This is a genomic window from Paenibacillus cineris, from assembly GCF_018333335.1.
In the GTDB taxonomy this organism is placed as follows: Bacteria; Bacillota; Bacilli; order Paenibacillales; family Paenibacillaceae; genus Paenibacillus_AQ; species Paenibacillus_AQ favisporus.
In genome coordinates, this window is the sequence record NZ_BORU01000001.1 from 602530 (window position 1) to 620745 (window position 18216).

Annotated in this window: 21 protein-coding genes; 14 read left to right on the forward strand and 7 right to left on the reverse strand. The window is 53.5% G+C overall.

Features of this window, described 5'->3' with window-relative positions:
• The first annotated feature begins 15 nt into the window (after window positions 1-15).
• Window positions 16-879: a class II fructose-1,6-bisphosphate aldolase gene (gene fba, locus KI379_RS03145; protein ID WP_076170514.1), complete on the forward strand. Its 864-nt coding sequence runs from the start codon at window positions 16-18 to the stop codon at window positions 877-879.
• A gap of 87 nt (window positions 880-966) precedes the next feature.
• Here the strand turns inward: fba and KI379_RS03150 are convergent, their stop codons facing one another.
• The gene (locus KI379_RS03150; protein WP_212982756.1) at window positions 967-1641 is read right to left on the reverse strand and encodes a TetR/AcrR family transcriptional regulator; all 675 of its coding nucleotides are present in this window, start codon (window positions 1639-1641) and stop codon (window positions 967-969) included.
• A 284-nt stretch (window positions 1642-1925) separates the two neighbouring features.
• Here KI379_RS03150 and KI379_RS03155 point away from each other — a divergent pair, with 284 nt between their 5' ends.
• The 6 genes from KI379_RS03155 to KI379_RS03180 all read left to right on the forward strand — a co-directional run bounded on the left by KI379_RS03155 (window position 1926) and on the right by KI379_RS03180 (window position 7540).
• A complete protein-coding gene (locus KI379_RS03155) occupies window positions 1926-2678 on the forward strand; it encodes an SDR family NAD(P)-dependent oxidoreductase (RefSeq protein WP_212982757.1) in 753 nt (250 codons plus the stop codon).
• A 158-nt stretch (window positions 2679-2836) separates the two neighbouring features.
• Window positions 2837-4006 (forward strand): DUF4349 domain-containing protein, encoded by a 1170-nt coding sequence (locus tag KI379_RS03160; protein ID WP_212982758.1) that lies wholly within the window; start codon window positions 2837-2839, stop codon window positions 4004-4006.
• 146 nt (window positions 4007-4152) lie between these two features.
• Complete coding sequence (locus KI379_RS03165) at window positions 4153-4833, forward strand: Na-translocating system protein MpsC family protein (RefSeq protein ID WP_212982759.1); 681 nt, start codon at window positions 4153-4155, stop codon at window positions 4831-4833.
• A 114-nt stretch (window positions 4834-4947) separates the two neighbouring features.
• The gene (locus KI379_RS03170; protein ID WP_212982760.1) at window positions 4948-5334 is read left to right on the forward strand and encodes a response regulator; all 387 of its coding nucleotides are present in this window, start codon (window positions 4948-4950) and stop codon (window positions 5332-5334) included.
• Window positions 5335-5419: 85 nt separating this feature from the next.
• Window positions 5420-6196, forward strand: a complete 777-nt coding sequence (gene pdaA, locus KI379_RS03175) for a delta-lactam-biosynthetic de-N-acetylase (RefSeq protein ID WP_212982761.1) — start codon at window positions 5420-5422, stop codon at window positions 6194-6196.
• A gap of 186 nt (window positions 6197-6382) precedes the next feature.
• Window positions 6383-7540 carry a phosphodiester glycosidase family protein gene (locus KI379_RS03180; RefSeq protein ID WP_212982762.1) on the forward strand — a complete coding sequence of 386 codons (1158 nt, stop codon included), beginning with the start codon at window positions 6383-6385 and terminating at the stop codon, window positions 7538-7540.
• 37 nt (window positions 7541-7577) lie between these two features.
• Here KI379_RS03180 and KI379_RS03185 read toward each other — a convergent pair whose 3' ends face one another.
• The gene (locus KI379_RS03185; protein ID WP_076170506.1) at window positions 7578-8429 is read right to left on the reverse strand and encodes a DegV family protein; all 852 of its coding nucleotides are present in this window, start codon (window positions 8427-8429) and stop codon (window positions 7578-7580) included.
• Between the two features lie 49 nt (window positions 8430-8478).
• Window positions 8479-8916 carry a hypothetical protein gene (locus tag KI379_RS03190; protein WP_076170505.1) on the reverse strand — a complete coding sequence of 146 codons (438 nt, stop codon included), beginning with the start codon at window positions 8914-8916 and terminating at the stop codon, window positions 8479-8481.
• Between the two features lie 176 nt (window positions 8917-9092).
• Here KI379_RS03190 and KI379_RS03195 point away from each other — a divergent pair, with 176 nt between their 5' ends.
• The gene (locus KI379_RS03195; protein ID WP_145136103.1) at window positions 9093-9473 is read left to right on the forward strand and encodes a DUF423 domain-containing protein; all 381 of its coding nucleotides are present in this window, start codon (window positions 9093-9095) and stop codon (window positions 9471-9473) included.
• Between the two features lie 106 nt (window positions 9474-9579).
• Here KI379_RS03195 and KI379_RS03200 read toward each other — a convergent pair whose 3' ends face one another.
• On the reverse strand, window positions 9580-10110 hold the full coding sequence (locus KI379_RS03200; RefSeq protein WP_212982763.1) for a hypothetical protein: 531 nt from the start codon (window positions 10108-10110) through the stop codon (window positions 9580-9582).
• Between the two features lie 216 nt (window positions 10111-10326).
• On the opposite strand from KI379_RS03200, the gene KI379_RS03205 reads away from it, so the two are divergent.
• Entirely contained in the window at window positions 10327-10629 is a 303-nt protein-coding gene (locus tag KI379_RS03205) for a YunC family protein (protein WP_076170502.1), read from the forward strand.
• A gap of 119 nt (window positions 10630-10748) precedes the next feature.
• Here KI379_RS03205 and mtnA read toward each other — a convergent pair whose 3' ends face one another.
• On the reverse strand, window positions 10749-11834 hold the full coding sequence (gene mtnA / locus KI379_RS03210; RefSeq protein WP_212982764.1) for an S-methyl-5-thioribose-1-phosphate isomerase: 1086 nt from the start codon (window positions 11832-11834) through the stop codon (window positions 10749-10751).
• Complete coding sequence (mtnK, locus tag KI379_RS03215; protein WP_212982765.1) at window positions 11831-13054, reverse strand: S-methyl-5-thioribose kinase; 1224 nt, start codon at window positions 13052-13054, stop codon at window positions 11831-11833. Before mtnK ends, mtnA begins: the two co-directional genes overlap by 4 nt.
• Before the next feature lie 321 nt (window positions 13055-13375).
• Here mtnK and KI379_RS03220 point away from each other — a divergent pair, with 321 nt between their 5' ends.
• Window positions 13376-13837, forward strand: coding sequence for a Dps family protein (locus KI379_RS03220; protein WP_076170500.1), 462 nt, complete (start codon window positions 13376-13378; stop codon window positions 13835-13837).
• A 205-nt stretch (window positions 13838-14042) separates the two neighbouring features.
• Here KI379_RS03220 and KI379_RS03225 read toward each other — a convergent pair whose 3' ends face one another.
• Window positions 14043-14186 (reverse strand): hypothetical protein, encoded by a 144-nt coding sequence (locus KI379_RS03225; protein WP_212982766.1) that lies wholly within the window; start codon window positions 14184-14186, stop codon window positions 14043-14045.
• 268 nt (window positions 14187-14454) lie between these two features.
• Between KI379_RS03225 and sufC the strand changes: the two genes are divergently transcribed.
• The 4 genes from sufC to sufU are packed head-to-tail and all read left to right on the forward strand — an operon-like array spanning window position 14455 to window position 18206.
• A complete protein-coding gene (sufC, locus tag KI379_RS03230; protein ID WP_076170499.1) occupies window positions 14455-15237 on the forward strand; it encodes a Fe-S cluster assembly ATPase SufC in 783 nt (260 codons plus the stop codon).
• Window positions 15238-15262: 25 nt separating this feature from the next.
• Window positions 15263-16567: a Fe-S cluster assembly protein SufD gene (sufD, locus tag KI379_RS03235; RefSeq protein ID WP_212982767.1), complete on the forward strand. Its 1305-nt coding sequence runs from the start codon at window positions 15263-15265 to the stop codon at window positions 16565-16567.
• Window positions 16564-17775: a cysteine desulfurase gene (locus tag KI379_RS03240; protein ID WP_212982768.1), complete on the forward strand. Its 1212-nt coding sequence runs from the start codon at window positions 16564-16566 to the stop codon at window positions 17773-17775. Before sufD ends, KI379_RS03240 begins: the two co-directional genes overlap by 4 nt.
• Window positions 17775-18206, forward strand: a complete 432-nt coding sequence (gene sufU / locus KI379_RS03245) for a Fe-S cluster assembly sulfur transfer protein SufU (RefSeq protein WP_076170810.1) — start codon at window positions 17775-17777, stop codon at window positions 18204-18206. The genes KI379_RS03240 and sufU overlap by 1 nt, the downstream gene beginning before the upstream one ends.
• The last annotated feature ends 10 nt before the right edge of the window (window positions 18207-18216 follow it).

Here is an 18216-nt window from a genome sequence, read left to right on the forward strand (position 1 = left end):
GAAGGGGAAAACACCATGTCACTCGTTTCGTCTACGTCTTTACTGCAAGAAGCAAGGGCCAAACATTACGCCATTGGGGCCTTTAACGTGCATACACTGGAAATGCTGCAGGCTGTGGTCGAGGCGGCCGAAGAAGCACAGTCGCCGCTCATTATCCAGTCTACGGTGGGGACCGTCAAGCATCTGGGGGCCGATTATATCGCTGCTGCCGCCCGGGTGGCGGCGGACCGCGCCAGCGTGCCCATCGCACTTCATTTGGATCATTGCAACGAATTTTCCGTCATTATCAGCTGTATCCGGGCGGGTTATACGTCCGTCATGATCGATGCGTCTCATTCCCCATTTGAGGAAAATGTGGCCATGACCCAGAAGGTGGTCGAAGCCGCCAACGCCGTTGGCATCAACGTGGAGGCGGAGCTCGGCAAGGTCGGCGGCGTCGAGGACGACATCGTCGTCGACGAACGCGACGCCTTGCTCGCCGATCCGAAAGAATGCGCCGAATTCGTGGAGCGCACCGGCGTGCATACGCTTGCCCCTGCGATCGGCACCGCCCACGGCATCTACAAGGGGACGCCGAATATTGATTTCGACCGGATCGGGCGGATCGCCGAAGCCGTTGATGTTCCGCTCGTCCTGCATGGAGGCTCCGGCATTCCGGAGGAGCAGGTGAAGCGGGCGGTCAGTCTCGGCATGGCCAAGATGAACGTGGCTACCGAACTGCGGATCCTGTTCTCCGACGCCATCAAGCATGTCTTTGCCGAGAACCCGGATGAGAACGACCCGCGGAAATACATGGTTCCTGCCAAGAAGGCGCTGAAAGCAGCCGTCATTGAGAAAATGCAGCTGTGCGGCTGCGCCGGCCGGGCAGGGGACTTTTAAACGCCAAAGCCATTCACAAAATAAATGAAACAAGCCTGCTTAGGGCCCGGGGAGCCGGGAAAGCAGGCTTTTTAAATTCATGGGATGTTATAAATCTGAAGCGGCAGATTCCGGGTTCCGCAAATAGTCGAGAAACATCCGTTTCAGCAGGTCCAGCTGGACGTCCGCGCTGACGATGGACTCGAACATGACGATGCTGCGCTGCAGTGACAGCTTTTTCGAAAAAATGCCGAACGCATTGACCACGGTCGACAGGGTTTCCTCTATAGGAAGATCGGAGCGGACTGAACCGTCTTGGGTGCAGCTGTCAATGATTTCGGCGAACGCATCGGATACCTTGCGGTGGACGTCGTTGTACTGCTGGATATCCTCCAGCGGCTCGGCCTGCTGGGCGGCATAGCTCTCAAACGCCTCAAGGTACCGGCTCCTGCTGCTCAATTCCGGCAGTTGGAGATTCAGGAAATGATCCAGCAGCGCTTCAAGCTTCTCGATGCCTGTCACCGGTGTGGCGGCAATTTCCCGGAACGCCTCTTCCTCCAGACTGATCAAATGCGTGGCGACCGCCACGATCAGCTTGTCCTTCTTGGGAAAATACCGGAACACCGTGGCGATCCCCACATTATCTTCCGCGGCGATATCCCGCATCGTCGCTTTGTCGATCCCTTTGCGGTTAAAAACCCGCTCCGCTGCCTCGATAATGCTGCTCTCTCTCGCTTTTTTACCTTCCAGCCGTTCCTGTTCCCATCTAGTCTTCGGATCCATAATTGTGAGTCAACTCGCCTTCCGGGTGAAAAGATAAAATCGTAAAAAATGCTATCAAAACCACCCGGAGAAGTCAACGCTGTCCAGGTGCAGGGTCCGGGAATCAATGGGATGACCGCGGGAAAGATTGAAGGGAAAAACAAACGGTGATATAATTGGTTTTGTCATGATAGTGCCGCTATCACGATCTCTGGTTTTGCAAGGTCATGCACGCCCAATATGGGCTGTATGTTACCTCGTTCGTAATCATCTTGGAGCAAATAGGGGAAGGGAGTCTTAACAATATGGGCAGAGTACAGGGGAAAGTAGCGATCGTCACCGGCGCAGCCGGAGGCATGGGCAAGGCGGACGCCGTTCTGTTGGCGCAGGAAGGCGCCAAGGTGGTCGTCACCGACATTCAGGAGGACAAAATCCAGGCTGTCGTGGAAGAGATCAAACAGCAGGGCGGAGAGGCTATTGGCTTCCGTCATAACGTTACCTCCGAGGAGGAGTGGCAGCATATCGTGGACGAAACGGTCAAAGCGTTCGGCACAATCGACGTTCTCGTCAATAATGCCGGCATCTCACTGGCCAAATCGCTCGTAGACACGTCCATGGAGGATTGGGACAAGGTCATGTCCATCAACCTGACAGGCAGCTTTCTCGGTTTGAAATACGTGGTACCGGTGATGCAGCGCGGGGGCGGAGGCTCCATCATCAACATTTCTTCGATTGCCGGTCTCACGGGGAGCAACGGAGCAGGGCCTTACACCGCAAGCAAGGGCGCTGTCCGGATGCTGACGAAGGCGGTGGCTGTGGATTACGGCAAGGACAATATCCGTTGTAATTCGATCCATCCCGGTTACATTGAAACACCGATGACCGAAGGATTGTTTGCCAACGACCAGATGACGGGCTGGTTCCGCTCCAAAACGCCGCTGCCTCGCTTGGGCAAACCGGAGAACATTGCGGCCGGCGTGCTGTTCCTGGCATCCGACGAATCCTCCTTTATTACCGGAGCCGAGCTGGCCATCGACGGCGGCGTATCCGCGACCTGATTTTTATTCGGCGAATCCATACGCTTGGATGAAGCATAAATAGCCTTCCGGGGTATACCCGAGGGCTTTTTTTCTTTTTTTGCCCGCAACCTTCGGAGTCCTCTTGACGTTAGATAGGAAAATATAAAATATTTTCCATTTCTGAGGAGGAATGAAGTATGCGCACTTGGGGGTCATGGCTTGCCGCATTCATGTTAGTCATTCTGTTGGTAACCGGCTGCTCATCAGGGAGTTCAAAAGACAGCGCCAGCAGCGCCGGCGGGACCGTCGAAAGCTCCGCGGCTTCAGACCATGCGGCGAACACCGCAGCGGTTCAGGAACAAAAATCCTCGGCAGCATCGACGGCAGTACAGACATCGGCGGATTCGGCCGACCCGAAGCAGGCCGATACGGTAAAGGCTTTGGAGGCGGACACTGCGCCGGAAGCCGGGTTCACTGCCCAGGATCTGGCCGGCGGGTTAAACAAGAAGCTCATCTATAAGGCGCATCTGGTAATGGAGATTCAGGACTATGCCAAGGCGCAGACCGAAGTGAGAAATATGGTAACGCTGTCGGGCGGTTATATCGTCAATTTTTCCGAAACGGATTCAGCCAGCGAGCGGGGAGGTACCTTTATCCTCAAGGTTCCTGCATCGGGCTTCTCGTCCTTTTTGAATCGGCTTGAGCAGATCAAGCATGATTCCCTTCAGCGCAGCATTGAAGGCCAGGACGTGTCCGAAGAATACGTGGATTTGCAGGCGAGATTGAAGGCTAAGCAGGTGATGGAGGAGCAGTATATCGCTTTTATGAAAAAGGCGACAAAGACCAGCGACCTCGTGGCGTTTGCCAAAGAGCTGGAGAGGGTTCAGGAAGAAATCGAGCAGATCAAGGGCCGCATGCGCTATATCGATCAGAATGTGTCTTATTCCACGGTGGAGCTGCGCATTTACCAGCCGGAGAAAACGCTGCCCAAAGCCGAGCCTGATCGCCAGCAGGCCCCCCTTGGCAAGCGTGCGGGCGATGCGCTGCAGGGAAGCATGGACGTGCTGACGCAGATTGTCCAGTGGATCATCGTCATCCTGTCGGGAGCCGTTCCTGTTCTGATTCTTGCTGCGATCGTGCTTCTGATCGTCTGGATCGTCCGCAAGGGCCGGAAGCAGCAGCGGGCTGAAGCCGCCGCGCGGAGGAAGACATGGAAAGAGGAGCGCCATAGACCTGCCGGTCCTACAGACGGTCCTATAGAACAGCAGCAGGAAGAATCGGATCCTACACGGGCGGAACGAAGCGAGCAAGCTCCCACCAAGCAACCTGATCCCGACGCTGACCCTGATGCCGACCCCCATAAATAAGGCCATCCCATGGATGAAAAGAATGAGCCGGACGCACCTGATTGCGCCCGGTATCTTTTTGGGTATATACCTCTTAATAATGACGCAAGATGAAATCAATTGAATTAACGTAAGCGTTGCACTATGATGAGAAGGAGAGAGCTGTCATGTTGTATACAGCCAATCACACCAACCAAATCGCGGCATTTACCGGCAAGCTGTTAAGGGACAGGTTCGGCAAAGGGCCGGAATCGGTGCACGTCTCCGTCGGGAACTATGCGATCGCGCTCCATATCCGCAATTTCATCGGGCCGGTCGAGAAGTTCCTGTTAAACAAGGAAGAGGAGAAAGCTTTCCGGTATACCCGCGAACTGCTGATGGAATCTTTGCTTCCTGAATTGAAGGCGTATTTGGAGAAGGAAATGGACATCCGTTTGGAAGAGGTATACTACGACTGGGGATTACATAACGCTTCGGGGATCATTGTCGGACTTAAGGCAGACCAGACCATCGAAGCCGAAGATTATGCGGGTCGTGAAGCGCTACATAACGAAGTTAACCGGATCACCGGTATCGTCCAGAAGGTTCCCAGGAAGGTATACTCCTGGTGGATGAACCCCAAAACTTTAATTGTCGTCCGGGAAGGAATTCTGATTCTGATCGAGAAGGAATTAATCAGTACCGGTTTTGATGAAGTATTGCGGACAACCAAGAGAAAGCTTGAGAAGCGGTATTTTGAGGAAGAAACCCAGCTGGGGGGAATTTTGGGCCGGACCCTGGCCGATTTTTACGTGGATTGGGATTTTGATAAGGATAAAAGCGTGATTGCCTGCACATTCCAGGATTAGGCGGTCACCAGGCGGTAATGGGTCAGACATGATTGGAACATGAGCTGAACATAAGCCAAAGAAGGAGCTGGAACGCTCTTTCTTTGGCTTTTTTTCATGGTAGGAGGTTTAAAGATGAAGAGCAATTATGACATTTTATGTGTGGAGGACGACGGAATTAATATGTCTCTCATGCGGCATATTTTCAAAAAAATTCCTAACGCCACCATGTGGGAGGCCTGTACGGGGGAGGAAGCGGTAGAGATCGCTACGGCCAGATGCCCCGATCTGATCATCATGGACATCCAGCTGCCCGGAATGAGTGGATACGATGCTCTAGCTTGCCTCCAGGCCAATGAGAAGACAAGGGCAATCCCGGTGGTTGCCGTCAGCTCTTATGCGATGGCGTCGGATATCGCCAAGGGGAGACAGGCAGGTTTTATCGAATACATTACGAAGCCATTCTACATTAAGCACTTTATTCAGGTGATCGATTCTATTCTCCGGCGGCGGCCATTTTGAAAATATCACATAACTTTGCATCGGATGTGGCATATTACGTTATAGCTTTTAGTGCCTATAATCCAACGCAGGGGGAAATTTCAAGATGAAGCGTTTTGCGTTTGCTGCGGTTGCCGCACTGTTACTGTGCTGCGGATTTTTCCAGGAGACAGCGGCTGCGGACAGCCCTTATCATTTTGGCTTTAAGAAAAGCAGGAACGGTCAGCTTCCTTCCATCAACGAAGAAGGCTTTAAAGACATTCTGCAGAAGAACGGTGCGATCTTCATGGGGGATACAACCCAGAAAGAGCTGTATCTGACGTTTGACAACGGGTATGAAAATGGGTTCACGCCTAGAATACTGGATGTTTTGAAAGAAAAAAAAGTGCCGGCGATCTTTTTCCTGACGGGACATTATGTAAAGGACAAGCCGGAGCTCGTTACCCGGATGGTCACCGAGGGCCATCTGGTGGGCAATCATTCCTGGACGCATCCGGATATGACCCAGATTTCGAACGCGCAGCTCAAGGAAGAGCTGGATAAGGTCAAGCAGAGCGTAACCGGGACGACCCGCCAGAAGGAGATGGCATACGTGCGTCCTCCCCGGGGGATTTTCAGCGACCGCACGCTTGCGGCATCACGCGCTGAAGGTTATACGACGGTATTCTGGTCCGTAGCGTACAAGGACTGGGACGTGAACGATCAGAAGGGGGCTGACTATGCCTACCGTCAAGTGATGGCGCAGCTGCATCCGGGGGCGGTCATTCTGCTGCACTCCATTTCGAAGGATAACACGGAGGCGCTGGCCCGGATCATAGACGATGCCCGTAAGCAGGGCTATGAGTTCAAAAGCTTGGACCAACTGAAGCGGCCAACTTACTAATCCGAATAGGAAGACGCCAGGCCAATGTGGCTTGGCGTTTTTTTTTGTGCTTTTACGGCAACGTTAATGGAAAATATTTGTATCCTATTGTTGATAATGCCCGAATATATGAAACCTTCCTCCCTGATTTCGCGTCTATTCTACGTGGGACTTAGGACCCGAGTTCATGAGATGGGGGAAGTAACCATGGAGCAAGCATCGCTGCCCAAACGTTCAAGCGTAAGAAACCAACGGTCCGCTCCAAAAGGGACAAAGAAAAGGAAAAAGAAAAAGGGAGGTTTCCTGCGATTCAGTATACGCTTGTTCTGGAGCCTGGTTCTGGTCGGTGCCGCGGCAGCCGCGTGGTTGTTCCTGACGGTATCCGGCAATCATTTTCGTTACCTGATAGCGGATACACTCATAACGACACAGCATCGCTATTTGGCGAAATATATTATTGGACAGGACGAGCTGAACAAGCGCGTAGCGGAATACAACAAGCGGTTTGAAGCCATGGGCGTCGAAAAAGATACGCACCAAATCAAGCTGCCGGTGCAAACCCAAACGGCTTCCGCCGAAGCCGGCAAAGAGACGGAGAAGCCGCCCCTTGTGGAGATTGAGGAAGTTTCGGGTAAAGGGTATCACGGGTATGTAATGACCGTTCACGATCCGACAAAAATCCGTCTGGGCGTTCCCGCAAAGCGCGGCAAAGGCGAGAAAGTCTCCAGCATGGTCAAGCGCTACGGCGCGATCGCCGGCGTGAACGGAGGCGGATTCGCCGACCCGAACTGGAAAGGGAACGGCTTTAAGCCGATCGGCATCGTCATATCGCAGGGGAAGCTGTATTACAACGGATTGGGAAAAAATGCGACCACCCAGGTGGTAGGCATTGACCGGGACGGCAAAATGATCGCCGGCAACTATTCGCTAAAGGAATTGGACCGGATGGGGGTTCAGGAAGCGGTGACGTTTCAGCCGCGGATCATCGTCAACGGCAAAGGGCTCATCAAGAATGCCGCCGAAGGCTGGGGCATCGCGCCGCGGACCGCCATGGGCCAGCGTGAGGACGGGGCCATCCTGTTTGTCGTTATTGACGGAAGACAGCCGACGTACAGCGTCGGAGCCAATTTATACGATGTCCAGCAGATCATGCTGAAGCACGGAGCGGTGATCGCTGCCAATCTGGACGGAGGATCCTCCACCGTCCTCGTCAAAGATAATGAAATTGTGAACAAACCGTCATCGGAATACGGGGAACGGTATTTGCCTACCGCGTTTCTGGTGTTTGAACACCCAGAGCAGGCGGACATCCCGAATATATGGGCGGGCCTCAATCCGAGGGACATCGACCCTTCGAAGAAGTAAGAATTGTTTATATATACAAGAAAAAAAAGCCTGAGAATCAGGCTTTTTTGGAATAAATGATTCCGATCGTTTTGGCACCGCAGTGGGAGCTAATGACACAGCCGGCATCCGAGAGGGCAACCTCACGGGCGCCGGTTTTTTGTTCCAGCAGCCTTTTGATCGCTTCCGCATCTTCAGCCGCCATGGAATGGGTGACGAAGATGAGATCGTTGTCCATCTCGTCCTTCTTGTCCAGCGTATTGTTGACCATCTGCTCCAGGGCCTTTTCCCGCTTGCCGCGGACCTTGTAGGCCGGAGTCATCTTACCGTCGATCACCTTGATGACCGGCCGGATCTTGAGCAGGCTGCTCATGAGGTTCTGCATGCCTGAGCAGCGTCCGCCCTTGTACAGATATTCCAGCGAATCAATGACGAATTCGGTCTCTACGAGCGGCTTAACGGTCTCCACGATGCCGGCGATTTCACGGGCGCTTTTCCCCTGTTCTGCCGCGGCCACCGCTTTCATGACCAGCAGGCCGATGCCGGTGGTCAGATTCCGTGAATCCACGACCGTGATTCGTCCCTCCGGAAACTCCTCACCTGCAATCAGTGCGTTCTGATAAGTCGAGGATAGCTCGGACGACAGGCTGATATAAACGATATCCCGTCCTTCTTCCACAAACGGGGTGAATGCCGCGATAAAATCGGACGGAGACGGAGCGGCCGTCTTGGGAAGGCTGCCCGTCTGCTCCACCTTGGCATACAATTCGGGTGTCGTTAAGTCGACGCCGTCCCTGTAATTCTGGTCCCCGAACGTAACGTACAGCGGAATAATGCCGATGTCATGGGCTTTGATCCAATCGTGAGGAAGGTCGCATGTGCTGTCGGCAAATATTTTGACTTGAGACATAAGATCACCTTTTTCTTCTAATAGACTGCTGGACTGCGGGTAAAGTCCGCTAGACTGCGGCAGAGGCCATGAAGTATATAAAGAACAAGCCGATACTGAGCACGATGACGGCATTCACAATAAGCCCGATGATGGCAAAGATCTTTTTGCGGTTCCTGATGGCCGTCCCCACAATGCCCAGAATCGTTCCGACCACGTTGATGACAACCAGTGCGATCATCAGCAGACCGACGACGCCGAGGCCAAGAATTGCATTGGAATTCGGACCGTCCAGCATACCTTCTTCGAGATAAGGAGCCATAATGGCGCCTGCTGCCGCGGCACTGATGATATAACCCAGCAAACTGACCAGGCCCATGACAAAGGATGCGATGCCGGGCCCGGAATGCTTCAGCGCAGCAGGGGGAACGAACTGAGCATGGGGCGAATGGGGCCCCGGGTTCTGCTGGAATCCGTCCGGCTGGTGCGGAGGCTGGTTTGAATCCATGAAATCACTCTCTCCTTCGAATCGATAGATATGCTTCTTACTTTTCCATAAGATCCCGTAAAAATCAAGCTGATTTGGGCAGTCTTGAGCCATGGTGGTGGAAAAGGCGGCGTCCGATCGGTTAAAATAGTTAACAGTTTGTTAGTAGATTAGGAACATCCAAAGGAGTTGTCGATGTGCAGCGTAAATTTATATTGACCGGCGCCCTGATGGCGATGCTGTCCGTGGTGATCGGAGCATTCGGAGCCCACATGCTGGAACCTATTGTCGGAGAGTCGGCGATGAAGGTTTATGAAACTGGGGTTCAATATCATATGGCGCACGCCTTGGGGATCATACTGATTGGGGTCGTTGCGGGGTTATGGGGAGATTCGCGCAAGCTGGCCTGGGCGGGATGGCTGCTGCTGGCCGGGATCATTCTGTTTTCCGGAAGTCTGTATGTGCTCGCCATCACCGGGATCAAAGTGCTTGGCGCCATTACGCCGCTTGGAGGCGTTGCCTTCATCATCGGCTGGATCTGCCTGATTGCGGAAGCCGCATCGCGCAAGCGAGCCTGACCCGTCCATATCGGAGGAGAACAGAAGAAAGCCCGTCTTCGGCTTAGTGAGCCGGGACGGGCTTGTTTTAGTGTTATAAGCTTCGGAGAAACGGATCCTTATCCTATTAGATGACCTCGTCCACTTCGTTCAGCTTAAAGGTATAAACCTGTTTCTCATCCACGTGATATACGTTCAGCATCTGGTGTTCCTCATCATAATTCAGGATCCGGCACGGCATATGAATGTGCTGCCCGCTCCGGTTGGCCGTCAGCCGGATCAGCCGGTTGTCACGGATGTATACCTGAATCCAATCATAAATGTCCGAACCGCCATGCACCGGGTTTCGGGGCGGCTGGCTTTTTGCATTTTTCCCCACGGCCGCTGTGCGCAGTTCCGCTTCCTTGATCGGAGCAGGGGGAACGGACGGGCGGGAAGGCTCTTCTTTGGAAAGGAGAGATTTGCGCTTGTCCTGAAGCATCGATTCAATCAATCGCCCCAGTTCAATTCCCGATTTGATGCGAAAATCCGCAATATGCCCGTTGCCGTTCAGCACGCCGAGGAGTTCTTGAAGCGCCAGGGCATTAGAGGGACTTTTCACTAAGATGTCGACGTTGAATAAAAAACCCGATTCGTCATTGGATTGATTGTTGTCCATGGATCCCCCAAACTATACGTTCAAATTAGATATGAAAGTGACTAAATAATATCATGAATGTGAATAGAATCATAGTCCTAATGTCGGAGTGGATAGCAACTTTCTTCCTATTTATTTCGGCGCATTTTGGTTATGGACGTCCGCACAGTCACCCCTTCCCCAGGGCGAATACAATGATGCAGGATGGATATCACGCCTGGGGAGGTGTACAGCTGAATGGTGACCATGGTGCCGATTACCGTCGGGGGGCACAGCTTTGTCGGGGTAGAAGTCAAGTTGCCCAAGACGACGCTGCTCACGATCAACTCGCCGAAAGGGTACATTATGTGCGGGGCGCTGGACGTAGGCCTGCTTAACACGAGACTGGCGGAGCGAAAAATCATTGCGGGCCGGGCTGTCGGCGTCAAAACGCTGCAGGAATTGCTTGAAGCGCCGCTGGAGTCGGTGACGACCGAGGCCGAGGCGCTCGGAATCGTTCCGGGCATGCCAGGGCATGAAGCTCTGTTAAAAATGGTGTAATGGCCTCAAGGCCGCCGACTGGAAAGCAATAAAAAGCCAGCCCTGGCAGGGCTGGCTGAGCCGGTGGCATTTCAGCGATTAGAGACACTAGCCCGAAAAATCCACATTGGCCAAGTTCATTAAGCTTGGAAAAGGGCGGCGAGGTTCTCGGCGAACGGCTCCTTGACGATCCCCTTTTCCGTGATGATGGCTGTTACATATTCGTGAGGCGTGACATCAAACGCCGGGTTGTAGACCTTGATGCCTTCAGGAGCGGTTCTCTTCCCGAAGCCCTCGGTGACTTCCTCAGCCGGCCGCTCTTCAATCGGGATGTTATCCCCTGTAGGGGTGTTCAGATCGATTGTCGACAACGGGCAGGCGACGTAGAACGGAATGCCATGGGCCTTGGCGAGCACGGCCAGACTGTACGTGCCGATCTTGTTGGCGACGTCGCCGTTGGCGGCCACCCGGTCGGTGCCGACGATCACCGCCTGCACCCACCCCTTGGACATGACCATGCCTGCCATGTTATCGCAGAGCAGCGTCACGTCAATTCCGGCCTGCTGCAGCTCGAAGGCCGTCAGCCGCGCGCCCTGCAGCACAGGGCGCGTCTCATCGGCATACACTTTCAGCTGTATGCCCTGTTCCTGGGCCAAATACATCGGCGCGGTCGCCGTTCCGTATTTGGCCGTAGCCAGCCCGCCCGCATTGCAGTGGGTGAGCACGCCCATGCCGTCCCGGAACAGGGGCAGTGCATTCTCCCCGATGCGGCGGCACACTTCCTCGTCCTCCGCTTGAATCGCGTTGGCCTCGGCGAGCAGGGCCTCGTTCAGGTCGGCAACGCTGCCTCCCCGGCCGGCCAGCTCATGCGCTTTTCCTTTCATCCGGTCCAGCGCCCAGAACAGATTGACCGCCGTCGGCCGCGAGGTGGCCAGATAGGCGCTGACCTTGACGACATGGTCGTCCCAGGCGGCGGCATCGACGCCTCCATACTGGCGCGCCCCGAGCACTACGCCGTAAGCGGCGGCGATGCCGATGGCCGGCGCGCCCCGGACTTTCATCGCATGGATCGATTCCCACACTTCTTCGGGTGTGAACAAATCCAGATAGACGATGGCGTCCGGAAGCAGGCGCTGATCCAGCAGGATCAGCTTGTCGCCGCCCCATTGGACGGAAGTTAACGGTTCGCTGCGTCGTTGTGTTTGTTCTTGGTTGTCATTACTCATTTTACGGCTCCTTTAAGCGGCTCGGCTTCCTTCACCAGCCGGACGATGTCTTCGCCGGACTGGATGGTCCGGTTGAATAGAACGAGCTGTTTGCCGATAGCCAGCGCCGTACGCTGCGCCTTCTCCCGCAGCTTTACGTCCGCGATCGTGTCGATGTCGGCCACATGGGACAAGCCGACGATGCGCCGGATCATTTTGCAGCCGGCGAATCCGCAGGCATCCCGCAGTACTTTGGCCACGTAGGCGTCCTGGTAGCCGGGTGCTTTCGCAAGCGGGTCCCTGGCATCCTCATCCCACAGCTTGCGGAAGCGGATTTCAAATTCGGACCATACGTCCGAAACCATGCGCAGAAGACGCTCTTGATTGCCGAGAACCTCCGACTCCGCGGCATCCCAGCCTGGCCGGGAAGCGTAGTTCAGCAGCAAGTTGCCGATGATGGCGCCGAGGTCAAAGCCCATCGGCCCGTAGTAAGCAAACTCGGGATCAATCACTTTGGTCGATTCCGGTGTGACAAAAATGCTGCCGGTATGCAGATCGCCGTGAACCAGCGCTTCGGTCCGGGTCAGGAAGGCTTCCCGGAGCAGGGCGACTTCCAGATGGAGCTTGCCGTTCTCCCGCAGCTCCTTCGCCTCATCCTCCAGATAGTCCGGGTAGTTGTTGTTATCGGAAAACCGGTATGGATCGTCAAAGATCAAATCCTCGGTAATTTTGCACAGATCCGGATTGATGAATTTACGTACCTGTTCTTTCTTTTCCTGCGGGCTCAGGTACAGATCCGAGGTATAGAACAGCGTTCTGGCCGTAAATTCGCCGATATGGCGGGCAAACAACGGATAGGCTTGTCCTTCGATCAGCCCTTTGCGCATAATCGTGTGGTCGCTCAGGTCTTCCATGACGGTTATCGCCAGGTCATCGTCGTAGGAGAACACCTGCGGTGCCAGTCCGGGGCACAGGCGGTACTGCACTTGAAGCGCCTCGCGTTCAATGCGCGCCCGGTCCAGGGACAACGGCCAGGATTCCCCGACCACCTTCGCATAAGGAAGGGCTTGTTTGACAATGATACTTTTATCGCTGTTCCGGTCCGTAATATGGAACACTAAGTTCAGGTTGCCGTCACCGATTTCTTTGCATTCCAGCTGCGCATCGGGCGTGAAATGCCCCGGAATGCCGCGGACGAGAGAAATGGCGTCTTGGACGGTGAGCGGGTGATATGTGGACATGGAAGTCACCTCCGTATAATAAGGAAACGCGAATAAAGCCAACTTGTTCACTTGGTTATAAAACAGTATATCGGATTGCCGACCTCTTTTGAATCTTTTTTTCAGTGAGAGCGTTTGAAAACGAAAGACCCTGCCATTTATGGGCAATTGTTTCGTGCAGCGGGTTGAAGGGTAAGATAAGGGCAGGGAGGCACGCAGCCCAGATTACTCTCGGAAGAGCCTCCCCATACTTATACGAAAACTCCAGCCGGACCCCGAAGCTGCCGTTGTATGCAGCATTGGAGAGGGAAGGCCATATACTTAAAAAAGGAAGGGATATTCATGGCAAAAACGTCATCCAAATCGAAAACATCCACTTTGGAGCAAATCCTAAACCAACAAGTTGCGAACCTGAACGTCCTGTATGTCAAAATCCATAACTACCATTGGTATGTAAAGGGTGAGCATTTCTTTACCCTCCACGTAAAATTTGAAGAGCTGTACGACGATATTACGCTGAAAATGGACGAAGTGGCTGAGCGGCTGCTTACGATTAAAGGAAGCCCTGCTGCGACGATGAAGGAGTACCTGGACATCGCAACCATTCAGGAAGCTTCGGGCAATGAAGACCAGCGCAAAATGGTGCAGACCCTGATCGAGGACTTTGCCACCGTTGCCGAGGAAATGAGCGAAGGAATCAGCCTGGCGGAGGAAGCCGGCGACCATCCGACGGCCGATATGTTTATCAAGATCAAGAGCGATCTCGAAAAGCATATGTGGATGCTCCGTTCTTACCTGGGATAAGGGAGGCTTCTTTCGCGAAAGCCCGGAAGTGCGCTGGCCGCCAGCGCACTTTTTGTGTCCCGGATCAACCTTTGACGGCATAACGTATAAGACCGCGTTGCCTTTTTGATGAATCAGACATGAATCGGACGTACGGGAAATTGAGAAATGGGATCCGGTCTCTGGCGGCTGTTCCCGATAATGATTCCGAGCGTCTGCGCGGTTGTCAGGATCCTCCATGCTGCTGTTCCTTGGATGTGGGAATGCAATCCATAACATATCGCAGAATGTTCACGAAACGCCAGCCGGTGATGAGAACGATGGCTCCGTTGCCGGATGCTGCAGAACTTCCGCGAAATCCGTTCGTCATGAACAGCATCCATGGAAAAATTTGATATTGTAAGGAAACAGGCTTGGCTGCAACCGCGGCGAAGCCTGTTTCTGTAATGAAACACCAGGTTTACTCCGACGGGCGGTTGATATGATTCGCCATTTATTATAAAATTGTGATAATCATTGAGAATCAATTTATACTCATTACAAATTGATAATAATGATTGATTGAAATCGGGGAGCGCGTCCCTGTTGAAATAGACTTTCTGATTTCGGCAAAACATTTAACGGAGGGAAAAACGAATATGGCTACTAATTTCACCATTGAAGGACTTAAAGCGACAATCGAGGGCAAGGAAATCCTGAAAGGCATCAACCTGGAAATGAAGGGCGGAGAAATCCACGCCATCATGGGACCTAACGGTACCGGTAAAAGTACACTTGCTTCCGCTTTGATGGGACATCCTAAATATGAAGTAACGGACGGCAGCGTAACCCTGAACGGCGAAGACGTTCTGGAAATGGGCGTTGACGAGCGTGCGCGCGCCGGCCTGTTCCTGGCTATGCAGTACCCGAGCGAAATTACGGGCGTGACCAATTCCGACTTCCTTCGCAGTGCCATCAATGCACGCCGTGAAGAAGGCAATGAAATTTCGCTGATTCGTTTCATCCGTCAAATGGAAGCGAAGATGAAAGAACTGGATATGAACCCTGAGTTTGCCCATCGTTATTTGAACGAAGGCTTCTCCGGCGGTGAGAAGAAGCGGAACGAAATTTTGCAAATGATGATGATCGAACCTAGCATTGTCATCCTGGACGAAATCGACTCCGGTCTGGATATCGACGCTTTGAAAATTGTTGCCAGCGGTGTAAACGCGATGCGCAGCGACGACCGCGGTTTCTTGATTATTACCCACTATCAGCGCCTGCTTAACTACGTGAAGCCTGATTTTGTACATGTTATGATGCAGGGCCGCATCGTGAAATCCGGTGGTCCTGAACTGGCGGAGCGCCTGGAAGCAGAAGGTTACGATTGGGTGAAGGAAGAACTCGGTATCGAAGACGAAACTGTAGGTCAAGAAGCGTAAAGATAACGGAAGGAGGAGAACGAAGATGACAACACAAACCATTCTTCCGGTTAACGCTGAAGGCCTGAGCGCGCTGTCGAAGGGCAGCAACGAGCCGGCCTGGCTCACGGAAAATCGTCTGAAAGCATTGGAACTCGCGGCAACCCTCGAGCTGCCGAAACTCGAAAAAACGAGAATCGAACGCTGGGACATTCAAAATTACGGAAGCTTCAAATCGGTAAGCCCGATTGCATCGCTGGCTGAAGCTCCTGAATCGATTCGGGAACTGATCAAGGACCAGGAAGCGGGCAACCTGATTATCCAGCGCAATTCCGGAACTGTGTATACGAAGCTGTCTCCTGAGCTGGCTGCTCAAGGCGTCATTTTCACCGATCTGGCGACGGCCGTGAAGGATCACGAGGATCTCGTTAAGGCTCACCTTCATACGGCTGTTACAGCGGATGAGAGCTCCGTAGCCGCACTGCATGCCGCATTGTGGAACGGCGGGGTGTTCCTGTATGTTCCAAAAAATGTGGAGGTATCCGTACCACTGCAGGCCGTTCTGCTGACAGACGACGAGGAAGCGACCTTTGCTCCTCATATTCTGGTCATTGCCGATACGAACAGTTCTGTAACCTATGTAGATAACTATGTATCCGGTACATCCGGTAAACCGGTCACTCATAACGGCGCCGTTGAGGTATTCGCCAAATCGGGAGCGAAAGTCCGGTTTGCGACAATTCATCAAATGGGCACGAACGTGACGGACATCAGCTACCGCCGTGCCGTGATCGAGAACGACGCGTCCATGGAATGGATTGTCGGCGAAATGAACAGCGGCGATACCGCCAGCGATACTTACTCGATTCTGAAAGGAAACGGATCGACGTCCGATTCCAAGATCATCGCCGTCGGCTCCGGTTCGCAGAAGCTGAACTACACGACTCGTGCGAACCACTTCGGCAAGAGCTCCGAGAGCCAAATGATTACCCGTGCGGTTATGCGTGAAGAAGCACAGGCCATCATCAACGGCATCACCAAGATCGAGAAGGGCGCGACCAAATCCGACGGACAGCAAACGGAGAAAGTGCTGATGCTGAGTCCGAAAGCACGCGGTGACGCCAACCCGATCCTGCTGATCGACGAGGACGACGTTAAGGCAGGTCATGCTGCATCCGTCGGCCAGGTCAACCCTGAACAAATTTACTACCTGATGTCCCGCGGGATTTCCCGCGAAGTTGCCGAATCCCTGATCATCTATGGATTCCTGGCACCGGTCGTATCTCAGATTCCGCTTGAAGGCCTGCGCACGCAGCTTCAATCGGTCATCGAAGGGAAGTTGGGACAATGAACCGCGACATTCTCGAGCAGTTTCCCATCCTGAATCAGGAAATAAACGGCCACCCGCTGGTATATCTTGATAATGCGGCAACTTCCCAGAAACCGCTCGCTGTGATCGAGGCTGTCAAACGCTATTACGAGCATGACAATGCCAACGTGCACCGCGGGGTGCATACGCTTGGAAGCCGTGCAACGGATGCTTATGAAGGCGCGCGCGAGAAGGTAGCTAAGTTCATTAACGCCAAGAGCACGAAGGAAATTATTTTTACGCGGGGAACGACGACAGCCCTGAATCTGGTGGCTTCCTCGTTCGGGCGCTCGATTTGCCAGGAAGGCGATGAAATCGTCCTGACCCCGCTGGAACACCACAGTAATCTAATTCCTTGGCAGCAGGTGGCAAAAGCCACCGGCGCCACGTTGAAATATGTTAAACTACAAGAAGACGGTTCAGTCACCTTGGCCGAAGTAGAGAAAGTCGTCACCGAGAAAACCAAGATCATCGCGATGGGCTATGTGTCCAACGTCATGGGCGTGGTTAACCCGGTGAAGGAAGTTGCCGAGCTGGCGCACCGCCATGGCGCGTATATGGTCGTGGACGGCGCCCAAAGCACGCCTCACATGAAGATCGATGTTCAGGATCTGGATTGCGACTTCTACGCCTTCTCCGGCCATAAGATGTGCGGTCCTACCGGCATCGGTGTACTGTACGGCAAAAAGGCGCTGCTCGAATCCATGGAACCGGTGGAATTCGGCGGTGAAATGATTGACGATGTCGGACTATACGATTCTTCCTGGAAGGAGCTGCCCTGGAAGTTTGAAGGGGGCACCCCGATTATCGCCGGAGCGGTTGGGCTTGCTGCAGCCATCGATTTTCTCGAGGAAATCGGCATGGATCAAATCGAGGAGCATGAGCAGAAGCTCGCGAAGTATGCGATCGAGCGGATATCGGAAATTGAAGGCCTGAAGCTTTATGGTCCGCGTGTACGTAAAGTGGGCTTGGTCACCTTCAATTTGGGAGATGTGCATCCGCATGATGTGGCTACGGTTCTGGATGCCAGCGGGGTTGCGATCCGCGCAGGCCATCACTGCTGCCAGCCGCTCATGCGTTGGCTTGAGGCCAGTGCCACCGCCCGTGCAAGCTTTTATCTATACAATACCGAACAAGATGTAGATCGTCTGATCAGCGCCTTAATCCAGACAAAGGAGTATTTTGGATGATGGAACTTGACGACTTGTACCGGCGTGTCATAATGGATCATTATAAAAACCCCCGCAATCGGGGCAAATTTGAAAATGAAGCCGTGACGGTGGATCTGAACAACCCGACCTGCGGCGACAAAATTTCGCTTCAGCTTATTGTCGATAACGGCATTGTCAAAGATGCCAGATACACAGGCGAGGGCTGCTCCATCAGCATGTCCTCCGCCTCGATGATGACCGAAGCGGTCAAAGGCAAGACGCTTGAGGAAGCGAAGGAAATGGCTTCACGCTTTTCGTCGCTGATGCAGGGTGAGGACGTTCATTTTGACGATTACGAAGATATCGAAGCCCTGTCCGGAGTTAACAAGTTCCCGGCCCGCATTAAATGCGCAACGCTCGCTTGGAATGCACTGCGGAAAGGTATTGACGAGGAACGCATTAACCACTAACGATAGGGAG